Below are 16,197 nucleotides of genomic sequence, written 5' to 3'. Positions count from 1 at the left end.
TCAATATAATATTAGCTATTTAAACTATCTAAGTAACTTCTCTAATTTATTAATATTAAAAACTACAATACTTTACTCAAAAATTCTTTTGTTCTGTCCATTTTAGGATTATTGAATAACTCATCTGGTGAACTTTCTTCAACTATATATCCACCATCCATAAATAAAATCTTATCTCCCACTTCTCTTGCAAATCCCATTTCATGGGTAACAACAACCATAGTCATTCCATCTTTAGCCAGCTGTTTCATAACATCCAGCACTTCACCAACCATCTCTGGATCTAATGCTGAAGTAGGTTCATCAAAAAGCATTATCTTAGGTTCCATAGCAAGAGCCCTTGCTATAGCTATTCTCTGTTTTTGTCCTCCTGATAGGGAATCAGGATATGCCTTTGCTTTTTCCTCAAGTCCTACCTTTTTTAGTAGTTCAATTGACTTATCATAGGCCTTTTCCCTCGAAATTTTTTTCACTTTTACAGGTGACAGCATAATATTTTCAATTACAGTTAAATGAGGAAATAAATTAAACTGCTGAAACACCATTCCAACTTCTTCCCTTATTTTATTAATGTTTGTCTTCTTATCCGTAATATCAACATTTTCAATGTATATATTACCATCTGTTATAGTTTCCAAAAGATTAATACATCTCAAAAATGTAGATTTTCCAGCTCCTGAAGGTCCAATAACAACTACTACTTCCTTCTGATTTATCTTAACGTTAATATCCCTTAAAATATGATTATCTCCAAAGGATTTTTTCAGATGCTCAACTCTAATCATTTTTTGTACATCCTCCTTTCAAGGCAGCCTAAAATATGTCCCATAGAAACAGTAAGTATAAGATAAATAAGCGCCGAGGTTAAATACGGCTCCCAAACACGATAATACTGTGCATTCATGGCTTGAGCCCAATACATAAGTTCTGGAGTAGCAATAGTGGATGCCAGTGAAGAATCCTTTATAAGACTTATAAATTCATTACCAAGGGGAGGTAATATTCTCTTAATGGCCTGAGGAAGAATTACATGTCTCATAGCCTGAACGTGAGTCATTCCAAGGGATCTTGCAGCCTCCATCTGGCCTTTATTTATTGATTGTATACCAGCTCTAAAAGTTTCCCCTATATATGCACCTGCATTTAATGACAGTGCCACTATAGCTGCAACGATTCCATTTGCCTCACCCAGTATTGCTGGAATAACACCAAAGTGAATAACTAAAAGTTGTACCAATAACGGTGTTCCCCTAAAGAAGCCTACATAACAGGCAAAAGGAAGAGCCACCCACTTATTTCTTATCATCTTGCCAAGACCCATTATTAAACCTATTATTGTACCAAAGAAAACTCCTGCGATTGATAGACCAATTGTCAGCAAAGTTCCCGTTAGAAAGAAGTTAGCGTATTCTTTTATGATATCAAATCGAAAATCCAATGAAGATTCCTCCTTTAGACCTGAATTTTATATAATGATAAATTTTAGGTCTTTTTTCATTGCACATGCCTTTTAATATTACTTTTCCTGTGCTTTTAATTCATTAATGTCTGGATCTACCTTAAACCATTTTTGATATATCTTAGTGTAAGTTCCATTGCTATATAATTTATCTAATGCCTTATCAAAATCTGCTTTTATTTTACTGCCTTTTGGATAAATAATACCAAAGTATTCAGGTGCAAATGAATCTTTATCTTGAATTATCTTCAAATCTTGATTTGAATTATTTTTAAGGAATTCCTTATTGCTTGTATCATCACCCACTACAGCATCAGCATCACCATGCATAAGTTCCATATAGGATAAACCGCTTTTCAATTTTTTAATATTAGGATTATCTTTTCCAATAAGTTTTTCTACAGCTTCTTGACCAGTTGATCCATTTTGAACAGCTATAGTTTTGTCCTTTAAATCTGCTCCTGACTTAACAGTGCTTGTATTTTTAACTACAATACTCTGTCTTGATATAAAATATGGAACTGAAAAATCATAAGTTTGTTTTCTTGCATCAGTAATTGTAACTCCAGATATACCCAAGTCAGCTTTATTACCTTTTATCTGATTAAACATTGCATCCCATCCGGAATTTTTAATATCATATTTATAACCTGCTTCATCTGCTAATGCTTTAATTAAATCAATATCAAAACCAACTAATTGTCCTTTATCTAAGTATTCAAATGGATTCCAGTTTGCATAAGTTAGTATAGTAAGTTTTTTCTTTTCGCTTGTATTGCTTTCACTAGCTGAACTCTTTCCACAGGATGAAAGTAACAGTATAATAACTAAAAGTATAGAAAAAAGAGATAGTTTTCTTTTCATTTCATTAACACTCGCTTTCCAATTTTATATTTTTTTTGATTAGTTTTTAATAATAGTCAATAATAAGCGCTTATTTATTATTAAAATTTTATAAATACGTCTTTAAATTTGTTTATATAATAAACTCTATACTTATTATAGAGTCAACCTGTTTTTTTTAATTTATCAAAAAAATCAGTTAAATTTTTTTAATTTAGAAAATTATACAATTAAAATTTCCTCAATTTCGTTATGCACTTTTGATCTTGTCAAACAGCTACATCATCATTTTTTGAAATTTTAGCTTGAGATAAAAGCATTCCAATAAGCATTAATGCACAACCTAAAATACCTTTAACACCTAAATGTTCCTTTAAAATTATAAATCCTCCAATGGTCCCAAAAAATGCTTCCATACTGAGAATTATAGCTGCATGTGATGGTTCCGCATGCTTTTGTGCCACAATTTGCAGTGTATAAGCAATACCAACAGAACAAATACCACCATATATAATAGGTATTGATGCTTGTAAAATTCCGTTTATTGTTATATTTTCAAAGGATATTGCTGTTATTAAGCTTAGAATTGAGCAGGTTGAAAATTGAAAAAAAGCTAGTTTTAATGTATCAACCCTTTGAGAAAGGTAATCTATTACTAAAATATGAATTGCAAAGAAAAAGGCACATAATAGTTCAAGAAAATCACTATAGGATATTGACAATTTTTCCGTTACACACAAGAAATATAATCCCATAATGGCAATGATGGCTCCAGCCCACGAATTAATACCTATGTATTGTTTTAAAAAAATCCCCATAATAGGTACAAACACTATATATAAACCTGTTACAAAAGCTGCCTTTCCAGCAGTAGTACCTAAAAGTCCTACTTGCTGCAGTGATGCAGCTATAAAAAGAAGAATTCCTGCTAAAACACCTGCTGTAAAGACATGCTTTAAATCCCCTTTTTTATTCTTTAAAGTATTTTTGTTATTATAAAAAAGTATTAGCGGAATAAGTGAAATGCTTCCTAATGCAAATCTCACAGCATTAAAGGTAAAGGCTCCTATATATTTCATTCCTACCCTCTGAGCTACAAAGGCAAATCCCCATATAGCTGCTGCAAGTAAAAGTAATAAATTAGCTTTAACTACCTGTTTTTTCATTCTTTTCTCCTTAAATAAATAATTGAGGAAATTACACAATTATAATTTCCTCAATTATAATTTTTAATTGTTTGCTTTATTAAAAAGTATAAGAAATTTAATCAATTTTCAAATATACTGCCTAAAATTCAAGGATTTTAATCATTTTTTTGTCTCTTTGTTCCTCTTCTTTCAATGCACTTTCTTCTGTATATTGGTAAAAACCCTGTCCATTGGATATTCCATTGTAATCTTTTTCAGCCATTTCATTTAATAATTTACATACTTCTGTTTCTTTACTTAAGACTGGAAACAGATACTTAGCTACATTATTGAATACTTCAATTCCGCCTAAATCCACAATTTTAAAGGGACCAGAACAAGCATATCTTATTCCATTACCATATTTCAAAGTATTATCTATATCTTCTGGAGTAGCTACATCATTTTCTACAAGATAGGCTGCCTCTCTTAGTAGTGCAAACTGTAATCTATTAGATAAAAATCCTTTTATATCCTTTTTAAGCACAACGGGTTTTTTATTGATGCTTTTCATTAGAGTTAACAGTGAATCAACTACCAATTCAGCGGTGTTATTGCTCTTTACAATCTCCACTAAAGGTATAATATGAGGTGGATTTAACCAATGGGTTCCACAAAATCTCTGAGGATTAGATATGTTTTCTGCTAGATCATTAATAGAAATTGCTGAAGTATTAGTGGCAACTATAGAATCTTCAGGTATTATATCTGAAATTTTTCTAAAGAAATCAACTTTGATTTCAAATACCTCTGGTATTGCTTCAATTATTAAATCAGCCTCTTTAAAAGCAGTTTCTAAGTCAGTAGTATAAATTATGCTTTTCTGAACTTCCTGTGAAAGTTTATCAGCTATAATATTGTTTTCAATCAGTGTATTTTGGCAGTTAGCTATAATCTCTTTTGCCCTTTGAAAATCCTGTTCTCTATTACTATATATGGTGGTTTCATATCCATATTGTGGAAATATTTGTGCTATGGAAGCACCCATAAGTCCCGCACCTGCTATAACAATTTTTTTAAATGTCTTTTCTTTCACACTATCACCTCTTTTTATAGATAATTTTCATCTTTTATTACACATCTGCATATACTTTGTTCTAGAATTTCAAGCCCTGCCCGAAGCTGTTCATCAGTCATCACAAGAGGTGCTAAAAATCGTACAACATTTCCATAAGTCCCTGCATTTTCAATTAAAAGGCCATGCCTTGCAGTATCTTGTATCAAATTTGAAACAAGTTCTGTATTAGGTGCTTTAGATTCTTTATCCTTTACAAATTCGATGCCTATCATTCCGCCCATACCACGTACATCACCTACAACTTCGTACTTATCTACCCATTTATTGAAAACTTCTCTGCATTTTTCACCTATTATTCTGGAACGTTCACATAGTCCATCCCTTTCTATAATTTCAATTACCTTTAGGGCTGCAGCACAGGAAACTGCATTTCCTCCAAAAGTTCCTCCAATTACACCCCTTGGAACAGCATCAAATATTTCACTTCTAGCTGTAACTGCACTTAAAGGCATTCCTCCAGCAATAGATTTTGCAGAAGTTATAATGTCAGGTAAAAATCCTGCTTCTTCCCAATAATTGCAGGCAAACATCTTCCCAGTTCTACCAAAGCCAGACTGAACTTCATCTGCTATTAATAATATGCCTTTTTCATCACATATTTCTCTTACTGCTTTTACCCATTCAATAGGTGCTGGTATAAATCCACCTTCCCCTTGTAAAGGTTCCAGTACAACAGCTGCCACAAATTCAGCTGGTGAAGATTCTTCAAACACTCTTCTTAATTTTGAAATATAATAATCTATGGCTTCACTATCACTCATATCGCTTGGTTTTCTATACATGTAAGGATATTCTGCACGATATACTCCATCAGGAAATGGTCCCATGCCAAAGGAATAAGCTTTTTTTGATGTCATGGCCATAGTCAGCATAGTTCTACCATGAAAAGCACCAGAAAAAACTATTATATTTGGTCTCTTTGTGTATGCTTTAGCTATTTTTACTGCATTTTCATCTGCCTCTGCGCCGCTATTTACAAACATTGTCTTCTTCTCTTTACCCTTTATCGGCACAATTTCATTCATTTTTTCTGCAAGTTTAACATAGCCTTCATGAGTTACTACATTAAACATACCATGAAGATACTTTTCACTTTGCTTCTGAATTGCTTCCACCACTTCTGGATGAGCATGTCCTACATTTAACACACCAACTCCACCTATCCAATCAAGGAATTTGTTGCCATCTACATCTTCTATAATTGCCCCCTGTGCTTTATTCATTACACAAGGATAGCCACAATGAATAGCATCTGGTGTAGCAATTCCACGTCTCTCTATTATCTCTTCTCCTTTAGGCCCTGGTAAATTTTCAGTTATTATTTTTGGTAATTCTCTATTTAACATTACTTATCCCTACCTTCTTATAATATTTTTGTGCTTTACTGCGAAATCTCTCCAATTTTTCTCCAGTATCTCCTGGATATCCCCTGTAATAAAAATCCGCCAAGCGAAGGATATATTCCCTGCAGGGGTTAAGTTCAGCTACTCTCATCAACTGTCCAAGTTTAAAACTATAGGCTTCCTTAATTTCTCTTATATATGGAAAATGAGAAAATTCACCTTTAAACATATAAAATAAAGCAAAAATAGCATCTTCGTAAAAACCATCATAAGCCTTACGAAGATATTGCCTTGCCTTCTCTTTATTTACTGCATAGCCAACTTTTCCATCTCTATATATAAGACCTAACTCGTACATGGCAGCTGCACTTTCATTTTCAATCTTTCTAAAATATGAAACTGCTTTTTTGTGATCTGATTCCACACCATAACCATAGTTATAGCACATACCAAGCCTGTAAATACTTTCTGTCTGTACATGCTTCTTATCTTCATTTATTACTTTTTTAAAAAGCTCATTTTCAATCTCATAATCAGAATAAATTCCCAAATTATTTCTCATACAATAGGCTAGTTTATACATAGCAGGAATATAAAACTCTTCTGCAGATTTTTTATACCATACTACAGCTTCAATATAATCCTTTAGATTATATTGATATTCTCCATAATAATACTTTTCTTCCTTTGTAATAGGCTCCTTACTCATCCAATATAAGGTCTCTTTCAGTTCCTTTTCATGTTCCCTATCTGTATAAGTGCTCAAAGAAATTCCTCCAATCCTTATATATAATTATTTCTATATGAATCCTTTTGCTGCACAAGGTCCGGAGCTACACATGCCGCATCCCTGCTGTAAATCATGGATGTTCTTTCCATCTAAATAGGCATTACATCGAAATCTATCAAAACCATCTGTAGATAAGGCTCCGGAGGGACATTTCTCAACACATACCTTACATTTTCCCGTTTTATAATAAAGACAATAAGAACTTTTATCATCTCGCTTAGTTGGCTCAATCTCCTCATTTATTATTAAGCTGTTTAAGCGTCCTGCTGTACCACTCTTGGTTATTAAAAGTCTATTCAATCCAAAAGTTCCAATTCCAGCAATAACTGCAGAAGACTTATGTGCCCATTTGGCATTTAATTGTATAGGGTCATAGTTATTAGTAGGAGGTTCTGTGGCAACGGAAATTCCTCTGTTGGTCAATTCATTTTTTAATATATCACTGATTCTGCCAAGTAGTATATTTGTACTTGTATAATTATCTGACCACTCCTGAACTATATTTTTCTGCCCTTGAATCTTTTTAATAATTTCCAGAGAAAATGGAATAAAGTATACAATTATTGTTTTTGCATCAGCCATTATATCTTTTGGATGCAGCTGCTTATTACCTATAATTTGACTTAATTGACTATACAAAGGATCTTCAGCACTGGCAAAACCCAAAATGGGTTCACGAAATCGAAAATTTTCTTTATGATTTTTAACTTCATCTTTAACAATTTTTTCAACAACTTCTGATAACTCCATTGATGAATCCTCCTCTAATCAACATATATTTCTAATCTTCTCATAATCAAAAGTAAAAATTCAAATATATATTGGTTATAAATATCTATATATTTATAGCTGCTCCCCCTGAAAGGCTCAGGGCTCAGCAGCTAGTTATAGAATAAAAATCTAAATTATTGGAATACCTCTAAAGCATAATTAAAGTCTGAAATTAAATCTTCTATATCCTCAATCCCCACAGAAATTCTCATAAGTCCATAGGAAATCCCCATTTTGTCTAGATCTTCCTTAGGCACATGATGATGAGAAGAATGTAATGGATGTGAAAGTGTAGTACGAATTCCTCCAAGTGTTGGTGCATAATGAGCTAGAGAAAGTCTATCCATAAATTCATTGATTTTCTGCCTGTCATCTGGCATTTCAAAGCTTAGCATGCCTGTCATGGTCTCTTTATTCTTGAACAATTTTTTAGCAAGTTCTGCCTGTGGATTGCTATCAAGAGATGGGTGATTTACTTTTAAAACAGCTGGATGATCCTCTAAGGATTTTGCAAGTAATGCAGCATTTTTCATCTGTTTTCTTACACGTAAATCCATTGTATGGATACCTCTATAAACTGTCCATGCACTAAAAGGACATCCAGAAGTTCCAGTAAGCATTCGTATAGTATGAATTTTATCAAATATTTCTTTATCATTAACTGTAATTGATCCAGCCAATGCATCGCTATGTCCATTTATAAATTTAGTCAAGCTGTTAATTACTATATCTGCTCCCAAAGTCATAGGCTTGATTGCAATTGGAGTTGTAAAGGTATTATCAACCATCAGCATTGCACCATTTGCATGAGCAATCTTTCCCAATTCCTCAATATCAGAAAGACGATCTGTAGGATTGCTTGCAACTTCTGTATATATCATTTTAGTATTTGGCTTTATTGCTGATTTTACTGCTTCTAAATTTGTAAAATCTACATAATCAACTGATACACCATAATTTACAAGCAATAAATTAATTGCATCAAAAGTTTCTCCATAGATATTTTCATTAGCAATAAAATGATCTCCTGGTTTTAATACTGAAAAATAGGTTGTTGTAATAGCACCCATTCCAGAAGAAAAGATAAGGCTATATTTACCTTTTTCAAGAAATGAAATTGCTTCTGCTAAAGAATTTCTATTAGGATTACGGGTACGAACATAAGTATATCCTTTTTCATCATAAGTATTTTGTACATTTTCTAAATTTCCCATAGTAAAAGCTGTAGTTAAAAATATAGGAGCAGACTCTGGTGTAAGGTCACAGCCATTTATCTTTTCCCCTTCATATAAAAGTTCTGTAGCTTCACTAAATTTAATATTTCTCTTTTTCATATTATTGCCTCCATAACATATAATAAAAATACTCTGAGTATTATTTTTAATTATTTTTATATATAAACAAAATATATAAATTCAACTTAAGCTGATTATATAGTCTATATTTATTACAGAGTCAATAATTTTTATGGGATGTTTTTATCTTTTTTATAATTTTATTCACTTTTTTTTATTAATGTTTGTATTTCATAAGGACACTCATGATATTCTGACAAATTGTCTTCATGCTCATTTGCTATAACATAGGTTGGTTTTTTATGATCTTTAAAATAAGCTGCTACCATAGACGGATTCCAGTCATCTGTACAAATTTTTCCGCGAAAACATAAATATTCACCTGCTGGCAGTTCCATAAACCAATCTGCTTCCTTTGTTGGTTTTTCTTTAAGGTAAATAAAATATTTTTGAGGAACAAATTTCTTTTTAATTAAATTATCAAAATCTGCAATGTAGCCATATTGCCTTCTATATTTTAAATCCTGTTTATTCTTAAGTCCTGCAAGCCTTGTTTCTACTGTTTCTACTGTATCATCTTCAAAATGATTTACATACATAATATATCTTGTGTCAAATTTAAGTACATAGGGAATATTATCAAAATGATATTCATTAAGATGTTCAAAATAACCTATATACCATTTTATATCCTCATAAGTTTCTCTAAGCTTGTTCAATTCTTCTGCAATTCTTTTCTCCTGTAATTCAAGATAAGATAACATTTTATCTGGTTTACCATCATCTAAAATTTCTTCTATTTCAGACAGTGAAAGACCTAATGATCTTAAATATTTAATTCTATCTATGTAGTGAAATTGTTTAAAAGAATAGTAACGATAACCTGTATAATCATCAATATATTGTGGTTTTAATAATTGTAAATTAGAATAGTTTCTAAGAGTTTGAACAGAAATGCCCATAAGTTTTGCTGTCTCACCAATTGAATATAATTCTTTCATATATACCTCCCAATATTATTGTAATATACAAAAATTAGTATGTATGTATTATATAAGGTATTAAATACATATATATTTAATGTAATTTTAATTTAATTATAATTTACCAACAAAATATAACACGATTTGATATCATCTGTCAATTACACATGATTTTATTATTATTTGTGATAATATTAATATATCATTATAGATATCCAAATTCATAATTAAATGTAGATACTCATAAATAGCCTGAGTAACTTGATATAAAAAATCTAAATTTATATTTCAAGTTATATATCTATAATGTAAAAATCTCCCGAAAATTGACAGGAGATTTTTGTAATGTGTTTATTATAAAATTTTATTAATCCTTATCAAAATCCTTTATCTTATCTTTCTTAACCATAATTTCATATTCATACTTAGTAAAAATCCCCCCATTATCATCTTTATAAGAAGCTGCGAAGACAGTTACTGTATTTTCATTTCCCAGAATATTTTTAAAAATATTCATAGATTCTTTCGATATGGACTTATTAGCTTGCTTTAATATATTTTCCTTTTCTTCTTTAGTATAATTATCCTTTATCTTAACTCCATCAGTAACATCTATATTATCCGATAATGTATCAGAGTTATCTATAGGTTCCGTCTGAAAAATATATTCCATTTTATCATCTTCATTAGTTCCCTTGCCTAGATAATATCCATCTACCTCATGTAATTTATAAGTTCCCACGTAAGATCTGCTCACCAATTTATCTCCACAGGCTGTAAATAATAATGAAAGTGATACTATTATTACAACAGCTAAATTTTTTATCTTTTTCATATCTATACCACCTTAAATAAAAAGAGAAAATTTACTATACGCCTTACCATAAATTTCATATTTAAATACTATATTTCCCTTAAATAGCTATTATTCAACTAGTATTCATTAAATAAACAACATTAATTACAATATCTACAAAGGTTTAGTCAATATAGAGAGGCATATATACACAATTTTCTTTAGTTATAAAATCACCTAGTCTGCAATAGACTCCCATAAACTCATTTTTACTATAGAAACATCCCAGTATAGGAAATAAATTCACTTTTTTCTGATTATAAGTTGAATTAGAGATGTATCTTAAAGGCCTTATATTTATCCTCTCCTGAAATATATAATTTTCCATATTTTCCAAATAAAAATCAGACAACTCGCAACTTCTGTATATGCCATTACCTTCTCTTTCAAGCAAAGGCTTACAAATGTAATCTACAGTTTTCATGGATCTATAACTTAAATCTGTATAAGGTATATATTTTAATATTATATTTTTTTCATTATCCATAAAGAAATCTGTCTTTATCATTTCATATATAACAGCAAATAATGCTTTGCTTTGTGCTATCATAGTAGCAGGCTGATTTATACAATTTCTATTATTTATCCATTTTCCAACTTCCTGAAGATTAAATTTATCAAACCAATTTAGAGGAAAGTACCTATAAATCATATCTATGTTTTCATTGAAATAATACAATTTATCTTTTTCAACTCTTAAATTATATATATTACCTTTTAATACTTTCGCATTATATTTACCAGCAATATTTTTTACCATATTAAAAATAATGTCTATATTATAATAATCCTCATAATAACAAGTGCTAAATACTCCTATAGTCTTTGGAGAATATTTTACTATGTACCTTTCTATGTTTCTAGGCAAAATATTATAAAAGTTCTCATTGGGATTTTCTACATCTCGTTTATACCTTTTTATAAGATAGTCATTCACTATGGATGCTTCATATAAACCTGCAGGAGTTTCATTATTAAGCTCCATTAACTTTAAATTATTATCTATATCCAAAGCCCAGTCCATTCTTCCTAAAATACTCAAATAATTAAAGTCCTTTTTAGAATATATACTTTTATCCATATTTTCTATACCTAAAATTTGGTCAAACCATCCTTTATTTTCATAGATAAATTCAGAGACTTTATTAAATATTTTCAAAATTTCTTCTGAGGCATACTTCAATTCTAAAAACTTATCTTTGCTCAAATGGAGCTCATCTAAAGCTATATACTCTCTTGCATTATTGTAAGCTCCTAAAAATCCAGACTTAACCAGTTCCAAATTTATAGTTTTGTACTCTTTATTCTTGTCTTTTATGTATTTATTATGTTTAATCTCCAAAGCATTATCCTTTATTCCAATGGGTGTAACAAAGGTAGTGCTGTTTTCTGTAATATAATCATAATTCCATCTTGAACAAATTCCCGTAACTTCATTGCAGCATAAATATACACCAAAATTACAGAAAGCATCTACATTGTATGGATATCCTCCTTTTATCTCAATGATGTTGTCCCTTCGTATGTTCCTAAATTCCTGTAAAATATAATGTTCTGTATTGTTTTCAATACTTTTTATTATATCTTCCCATTCCTCATGAGAGTATAACTTTCCTATAAATACCTCTTCACTATAACGCCCTAGTACAGGTTTTATTACGTATTTATCTTTATTTTCTCTGGCTTTACTTATAATTTCCCTAGATAATACTTCTGTATAGGGTATACACTCTTCTACTATATTTGCAGTATTCCTATCCAGCCTTTCTTCTTTTAGTAATTTATGAAAATAAGCAAAGATACTTTTACTTTGAAGAATTATCATTCTAGGATCATTTATTATAAGTACTTTATTTTCCTCATATAATTTTAATACAGTTTCTATATTATTAACTTCATATAGATTTTCAGCAGGAAATTGCCTCAATATAATGTGAATAGGCTTTTCAAAACAATATACTTTATCATCTCTTACATATATATTATTGCTTCCACCTAAAATTACATTTATATTACTATCTTCAAGCCATTCTCTGTACAGCATTGACAAATGTACTTCCTCGTAATGACAGGGATCTGCTAATATTAAAATATTGATTTTTTTATTACCATAGTATTTATCCACAATTAATTTAAATTTATATTTGAAATTTTCCACAAACTTCTTATTTACATTATTATCACAGTTAAAATATTCACCTATTGCAAGCTCTCTTTGAGCACAAGGTTTGTCGTAATTACCTTCACTGAAAAATACTTTATTATTATCCTCAATGAAACAATCGTATCTCACCCAAAAAACCTCAGAAACTTCTCCTGATAAATTTAAAATTTTATCCTTAAGAGGAAAGTCAGGAAGCATATCCTTATAATCCTCATATTTATTGTCTATATTATTCAATATATCTAAAGACAATTTGTGTATTCTCTCTGTAAAAAATTTAATTTTTCTATACTCTTCTCCTGAAAGATAAAAAGGATAAGGGGAATAAATATCCCCCTTTCGTCTGCAATGTATAGAATAATAATCAAAAAGTAATTTATCTACTACATTATTGTATTTCATTTTTTAAACAGCCCTCCTGTTTAGCCTGTAGCACTGCCTCCATGAACTCCACTATAATGGGAACTGCTGGTACTGCCGTCAATGGAGGTAACTCCTCCTTTAGTTCCTTTAATACTAGTACTTGAATTTGTGTAGGGACTATTTACTTCAGTACTAGAATTAGTCCAGCTGTGCCATCCAAAAAAATCCACATTTGACTTCACACCATTATTTACAGTATATCCTCTAAAAAAAGAATTGGGATAGTATGTAAATGGAGCACTGTAACCAGATTGCTGCTGCTCTGCTTCTTCCTTATCCTTATCCGTTATACCATTTTGACATCCATATAGGGGACTGGCAACCAACATGGAAACTACCAAACCTAATGCTATTTTCTTTTTGTCCATAACAAATTTAACTCCTATCCTCTTAATAGACTAAGATTTTGTGATTGAATCAACATATTTAATATCTACATTTATATTGTTGAATTTAAGATAATTCAAATATGCTGCTATATCCTCTTTAATCTTATGGGGACATATATACGAAACAGTTTTTATATCTAAAAATTTTATCATTTCAACTTCTGGTAAATCTTCTTCTGTAACCTCATATTGATTATTGTATTCATTTATATTTTTTATCTCAACATTTTTGTAGCGATTATAATCTAATACAATCATATACTTATCAGCAACTTTTAAATTTACATCCTTAAATAAAGTAAGTTTTTCCAGTATAGGCTTACTTTTCACTATTCCAAAATCATGACATACCATATTAAAATCAGGTATTATAGTATACTCACCTCTATATTTATATGCATAATTCAGCCCTTTTTCAGCTGATATATCCATTATAATTAAATCTTCTTTTATCAACTCCAGTTTTAAGGAAGATGATTTCTGTTTTATTTCTAGATTTAAATTTTGCATGTTTATTGCTGAAACAAAGGGAAGTGATTTAACAAAACATGACATTATACCTGCATTTAAATAAAATTTTTTATATAAATCATAATAATATTGTTTAATAATTCTATCTATCAATATCTGCTTCCCCCATAAGCTTCAACCACAAAAGAGAAGCATTTATCCACATTAATACGATGAATAATATTATTCTCGTCCTTTAGGTCTATAAAATTACCATCTATTTTTTCTAAAGTTACTCCTTCTAATATCACTTCAGCTTTTTCATTATTATAATCTTTAATATTAGTATAAATATATACTTTTACTTTAGAATATAAGTATTGTTCTAATCCATTCATTAGGTCCACCTCTATATTACAATTTATTAATGGCTGCACAGCACATACCATTCTGAATTCATTGTTTAACATTACTTGCATTGCAAACCATAATATTACAGTGCACTTCATTATACCATAACATTATTTTTGATTGCATAAACACAATATAAGATTAAAGATTAAAAATCCTCCAAACACTAGTAGAGGATTTTTATAGTATGTTTATTATAAAATTTTAACCCTATAAAATAATACTTGCACAACTGTTATTTTGAAGTTTCTTTTTCTTCTTTATCATCCTTAGAAACTTTCTTTGACAGAAAATCCAAAATATTCACTCCCGTTAGAGCTTCAACGGTTTCTGGGAGCTGAGATACAATATCATTCACATATCCAGTAACTTTTGCTGCTCCCTTACCATTTCCTTCTCTACTTCCATTATCCACAATTACAATTTTTTCTGTTTTTGATAGTGGTTCAGCTACTGCTTTTGCAATTTCAGGCAGTTTTTCTATTATCATTTGAGTCATAGCAGCATCATTGTACAATTTAAAAGCTTCTGCTTTTTTCATCATAGCTTCCGCCTCTGCTTTACCTTTTTCTCTTATTATATCAACCTCTGCCATACCTTGAAGTCTTAAGGCCTCTGATTTTGCTTTACCTTCCAGTTCAATGGATTTTGCTCTTGCTTCTGCATCTGCAATTTCTTTATATCTTACTGCATCAGCCGTTTGAAGCTGACTATACTTATCTGCTTCTGCCTGTTTCTTCACAGTAGCTTCTAATTCTCTTTCTTTTCTAAGTGCTTCTTTTTCAGCTAATTCTATTTCTCTATCTTTTTTGGTAAGCTCTACCTGAAGTGCTGCTTCTGCCAATTCTCTTTCTTTCTGTTTCTTAGTTATTTCAACTTGTACTTGTGTTTCTGTAACTTCTTTCTTTGCCTTATTGGCTTCTATTTCATAGGACAAATCAGATGCAGCTTTTGCTTTTTCCTGTTCACTTCTATAGGATTGTACTTTTAATTCCTTTTCTTTAGAGGATTCAGCAATTTGAGTTTCAGATAAAATTTTTGCAGCTTCCCCTAATCTATTTGCCTCAGCAGTTCTTATCTTTGTTTCCTTTGCAGCTTCTGCCTCTGCAATAAGTGCATCTCTCTTAACAGCGGCTATTCTTGGCTTACCAAGAGCTTCTAAATATCCATTTCTATCGGATATTTCTTTAATAGTCAATACCTTAAGTTCCAATCCCATTTGTGAGAGATCAATAGCCGCAACTTCCTGAACATGGGAAGCAAACTTTTCTCTGTCCTTGTAAATTTCCTCTATAGTCATCTTTGAAACAATTTCTCTAAGTTTACCTTCAAGAACATTTTTAGTGGTGTGTTCAATAACCTGAAGTGTATGTTGAAGTCCATTGGAAGTGTTAAATTGTTCTGCTGCGGATAAAATAGAATCTGTATCTGATTTTACCTTTACTACGGCAACTCCATCAGCCATTATTCCAACACCTTGTCCAGTTAATGCCCCGTCAATCCTTACTTCAATCTCCATATTTTCAAGAGAAATCTTATCTGTTCTTTCAAGAAGAGGTATTACAAATCCACCACCTCCGGTGATTACTCTCTTTTTCATACCTGTTACTACTAAAGCTTTGTCCTGAGGTACTCTTTTCCACATGGAAAAAACACCTGCTATTAATAATATAATTACAACTACAATTATGCCTGGAACAATCAATATACTGAAATCCATATCTTCCCTCCCACTCGTATTAATTATATAATACC

The 16,197-nt window shown here is 30.7% G+C and carries 16 protein-coding genes; all 16 read right to left on the bottom strand.

What is annotated here, in order from left to right; all coding sequences use genetic code 11:
• Positions 1–62: 62 nt before the first annotated feature.
• Positions 63–785: an amino acid ABC transporter ATP-binding protein gene (locus CLPA_RS05745; RefSeq protein WP_003448105.1), complete on the bottom strand. Its 723-nt coding sequence runs from the start codon at positions 783–785 to the stop codon at positions 63–65.
• Complete coding sequence (locus tag CLPA_RS05740) at positions 782–1,438, bottom strand: amino acid ABC transporter permease (protein WP_003448107.1); 657 nt, start codon at positions 1,436–1,438, stop codon at positions 782–784. Before CLPA_RS05740 ends, CLPA_RS05745 begins: the two co-directional genes overlap by 4 nt.
• 78 nt (positions 1,439–1,516) lie before the next feature.
• Positions 1,517–2,323, bottom strand: coding sequence for a basic amino acid ABC transporter substrate-binding protein (locus CLPA_RS05735; RefSeq protein WP_003448109.1), 807 nt, complete (start codon positions 2,321–2,323; stop codon positions 1,517–1,519).
• 248 nt (positions 2,324–2,571) lie between these two features.
• Complete coding sequence (locus tag CLPA_RS05730; RefSeq protein ID WP_003448111.1) at positions 2,572–3,468, bottom strand: DMT family transporter; 897 nt, start codon at positions 3,466–3,468, stop codon at positions 2,572–2,574.
• A 121-nt stretch (positions 3,469–3,589) separates the two neighbouring features.
• Positions 3,590–4,525, bottom strand: a complete 936-nt coding sequence (locus CLPA_RS05725) for a 3-hydroxyacyl-CoA dehydrogenase family protein (protein ID WP_003448113.1) — start codon at positions 4,523–4,525, stop codon at positions 3,590–3,592.
• A 14-nt stretch (positions 4,526–4,539) separates the two neighbouring features.
• Positions 4,540–5,913 carry an aspartate aminotransferase family protein gene (locus tag CLPA_RS05720; RefSeq protein WP_003448116.1) on the bottom strand — a complete coding sequence of 458 codons (1,374 nt, stop codon included), beginning with the start codon at positions 5,911–5,913 and terminating at the stop codon, positions 4,540–4,542.
• Positions 5,903–6,676: a tetratricopeptide repeat protein gene (locus CLPA_RS05715; RefSeq protein ID WP_003448118.1), complete on the bottom strand. Its 774-nt coding sequence runs from the start codon at positions 6,674–6,676 to the stop codon at positions 5,903–5,905. Before CLPA_RS05715 ends, CLPA_RS05720 begins: the two co-directional genes overlap by 11 nt.
• A 33-nt stretch (positions 6,677–6,709) precedes the next feature.
• Positions 6,710–7,450, bottom strand: coding sequence for an epoxyqueuosine reductase (locus CLPA_RS05710; protein WP_003448119.1), 741 nt, complete (start codon positions 7,448–7,450; stop codon positions 6,710–6,712).
• 155 nt (positions 7,451–7,605) lie between these two features.
• Positions 7,606–8,805, bottom strand: a complete 1,200-nt coding sequence (locus CLPA_RS05705) for a trans-sulfuration enzyme family protein (RefSeq protein ID WP_003448121.1) — start codon at positions 8,803–8,805, stop codon at positions 7,606–7,608.
• A gap of 161 nt (positions 8,806–8,966) precedes the next feature.
• Entirely contained in the window at positions 8,967–9,767 is an 801-nt protein-coding gene (locus CLPA_RS05700) for a MerR family transcriptional regulator (protein WP_003448123.1), read from the bottom strand.
• Positions 9,768–10,116: 349 nt separating this feature from the next.
• Positions 10,117–10,584, bottom strand: a complete 468-nt coding sequence (locus CLPA_RS05695) for a hypothetical protein (RefSeq protein ID WP_003448125.1) — start codon at positions 10,582–10,584, stop codon at positions 10,117–10,119.
• A 145-nt stretch (positions 10,585–10,729) separates the two neighbouring features.
• On the bottom strand, positions 10,730–13,171 hold the full coding sequence (locus CLPA_RS05690; RefSeq protein ID WP_003448127.1) for a glutathionylspermidine synthase family protein: 2,442 nt from the start codon (positions 13,169–13,171) through the stop codon (positions 10,730–10,732).
• A 20-nt stretch (positions 13,172–13,191) separates the two neighbouring features.
• Complete coding sequence (locus CLPA_RS05685) at positions 13,192–13,560, bottom strand: hypothetical protein (RefSeq protein WP_003448129.1); 369 nt, start codon at positions 13,558–13,560, stop codon at positions 13,192–13,194.
• A gap of 30 nt (positions 13,561–13,590) precedes the next feature.
• Complete coding sequence (locus CLPA_RS05680) at positions 13,591–14,205, bottom strand: hypothetical protein (RefSeq protein ID WP_003448131.1); 615 nt, start codon at positions 14,203–14,205, stop codon at positions 13,591–13,593.
• Entirely contained in the window at positions 14,202–14,510 is a 309-nt protein-coding gene (locus CLPA_RS05675) for a hypothetical protein (protein WP_236900388.1), read from the bottom strand. Before CLPA_RS05675 ends, CLPA_RS05680 begins: the two co-directional genes overlap by 4 nt.
• Positions 14,511–14,677: 167 nt before the next feature.
• Positions 14,678–16,162, bottom strand: a complete 1,485-nt coding sequence (locus CLPA_RS05670; protein WP_003448136.1) for a flotillin family protein — start codon at positions 16,160–16,162, stop codon at positions 14,678–14,680.
• Positions 16,163–16,197: the final 35 nt, after the last annotated feature.

Origin of the sequence: Clostridium pasteurianum DSM 525 = ATCC 6013 (assembly GCF_000807255.1) — a bacterium.
Taxonomy (GTDB): domain Bacteria; phylum Bacillota; class Clostridia; order Clostridiales; family Clostridiaceae; genus Clostridium_I; species Clostridium_I pasteurianum.
This window is presented reverse-complemented; position numbering and strand designations above follow the sequence as displayed.

Excerpts from the sequence above, each read along its gene's own strand:
- CLPA_RS05705 (WP_003448121.1), bottom strand. The coding sequence starts at position 8,805 with ATGAAAAAGAGAAATATTAAATTTAGTGAAGCTACAGAACTTTTATAT.
- CLPA_RS05675 (WP_236900388.1), bottom strand. The coding sequence starts at position 14,510 with ATGCAAGTAATGTTAAACAATGAATTCAGAATGGTATGTGCTGTGCAG.
- CLPA_RS05730 (WP_003448111.1), bottom strand. The coding sequence starts at position 3,468 with ATGAAAAAACAGGTAGTTAAAGCTAATTTATTACTTTTACTTGCAGCA.
- CLPA_RS05745 (WP_003448105.1), bottom strand. The coding sequence starts at position 785 with ATGATTAGAGTTGAGCATCTGAAAAAATCCTTTGGAGATAATCATATT.
- CLPA_RS05695 (WP_003448125.1), bottom strand. The coding sequence starts at position 10,584 with ATGAAAAAGATAAAAAATTTAGCTGTTGTAATAATAGTATCACTTTCA.
- CLPA_RS05690 (WP_003448127.1), bottom strand. The coding sequence starts at position 13,171 with ATGAAATACAATAATGTAGTAGATAAATTACTTTTTGATTATTATTCT.
- CLPA_RS05685 (WP_003448129.1), bottom strand. The coding sequence starts at position 13,560 with ATGGACAAAAAGAAAATAGCATTAGGTTTGGTAGTTTCCATGTTGGTT.
- CLPA_RS05735 (WP_003448109.1), bottom strand. The coding sequence starts at position 2,323 with ATGAAAAGAAAACTATCTCTTTTTTCTATACTTTTAGTTATTATACTG.
- CLPA_RS05710 (WP_003448119.1), bottom strand. The coding sequence starts at position 7,450 with ATGGAGTTATCAGAAGTTGTTGAAAAAATTGTTAAAGATGAAGTTAAA.
- CLPA_RS05700 (WP_003448123.1), bottom strand. The coding sequence starts at position 9,767 with ATGAAAGAATTATATTCAATTGGTGAGACAGCAAAACTTATGGGCATT.
- CLPA_RS05670 (WP_003448136.1), bottom strand. The coding sequence starts at position 16,162 with ATGGATTTCAGTATATTGATTGTTCCAGGCATAATTGTAGTTGTAATT.
- CLPA_RS05720 (WP_003448116.1), bottom strand. The coding sequence starts at position 5,913 with ATGTTAAATAGAGAATTACCAAAAATAATAACTGAAAATTTACCAGGG.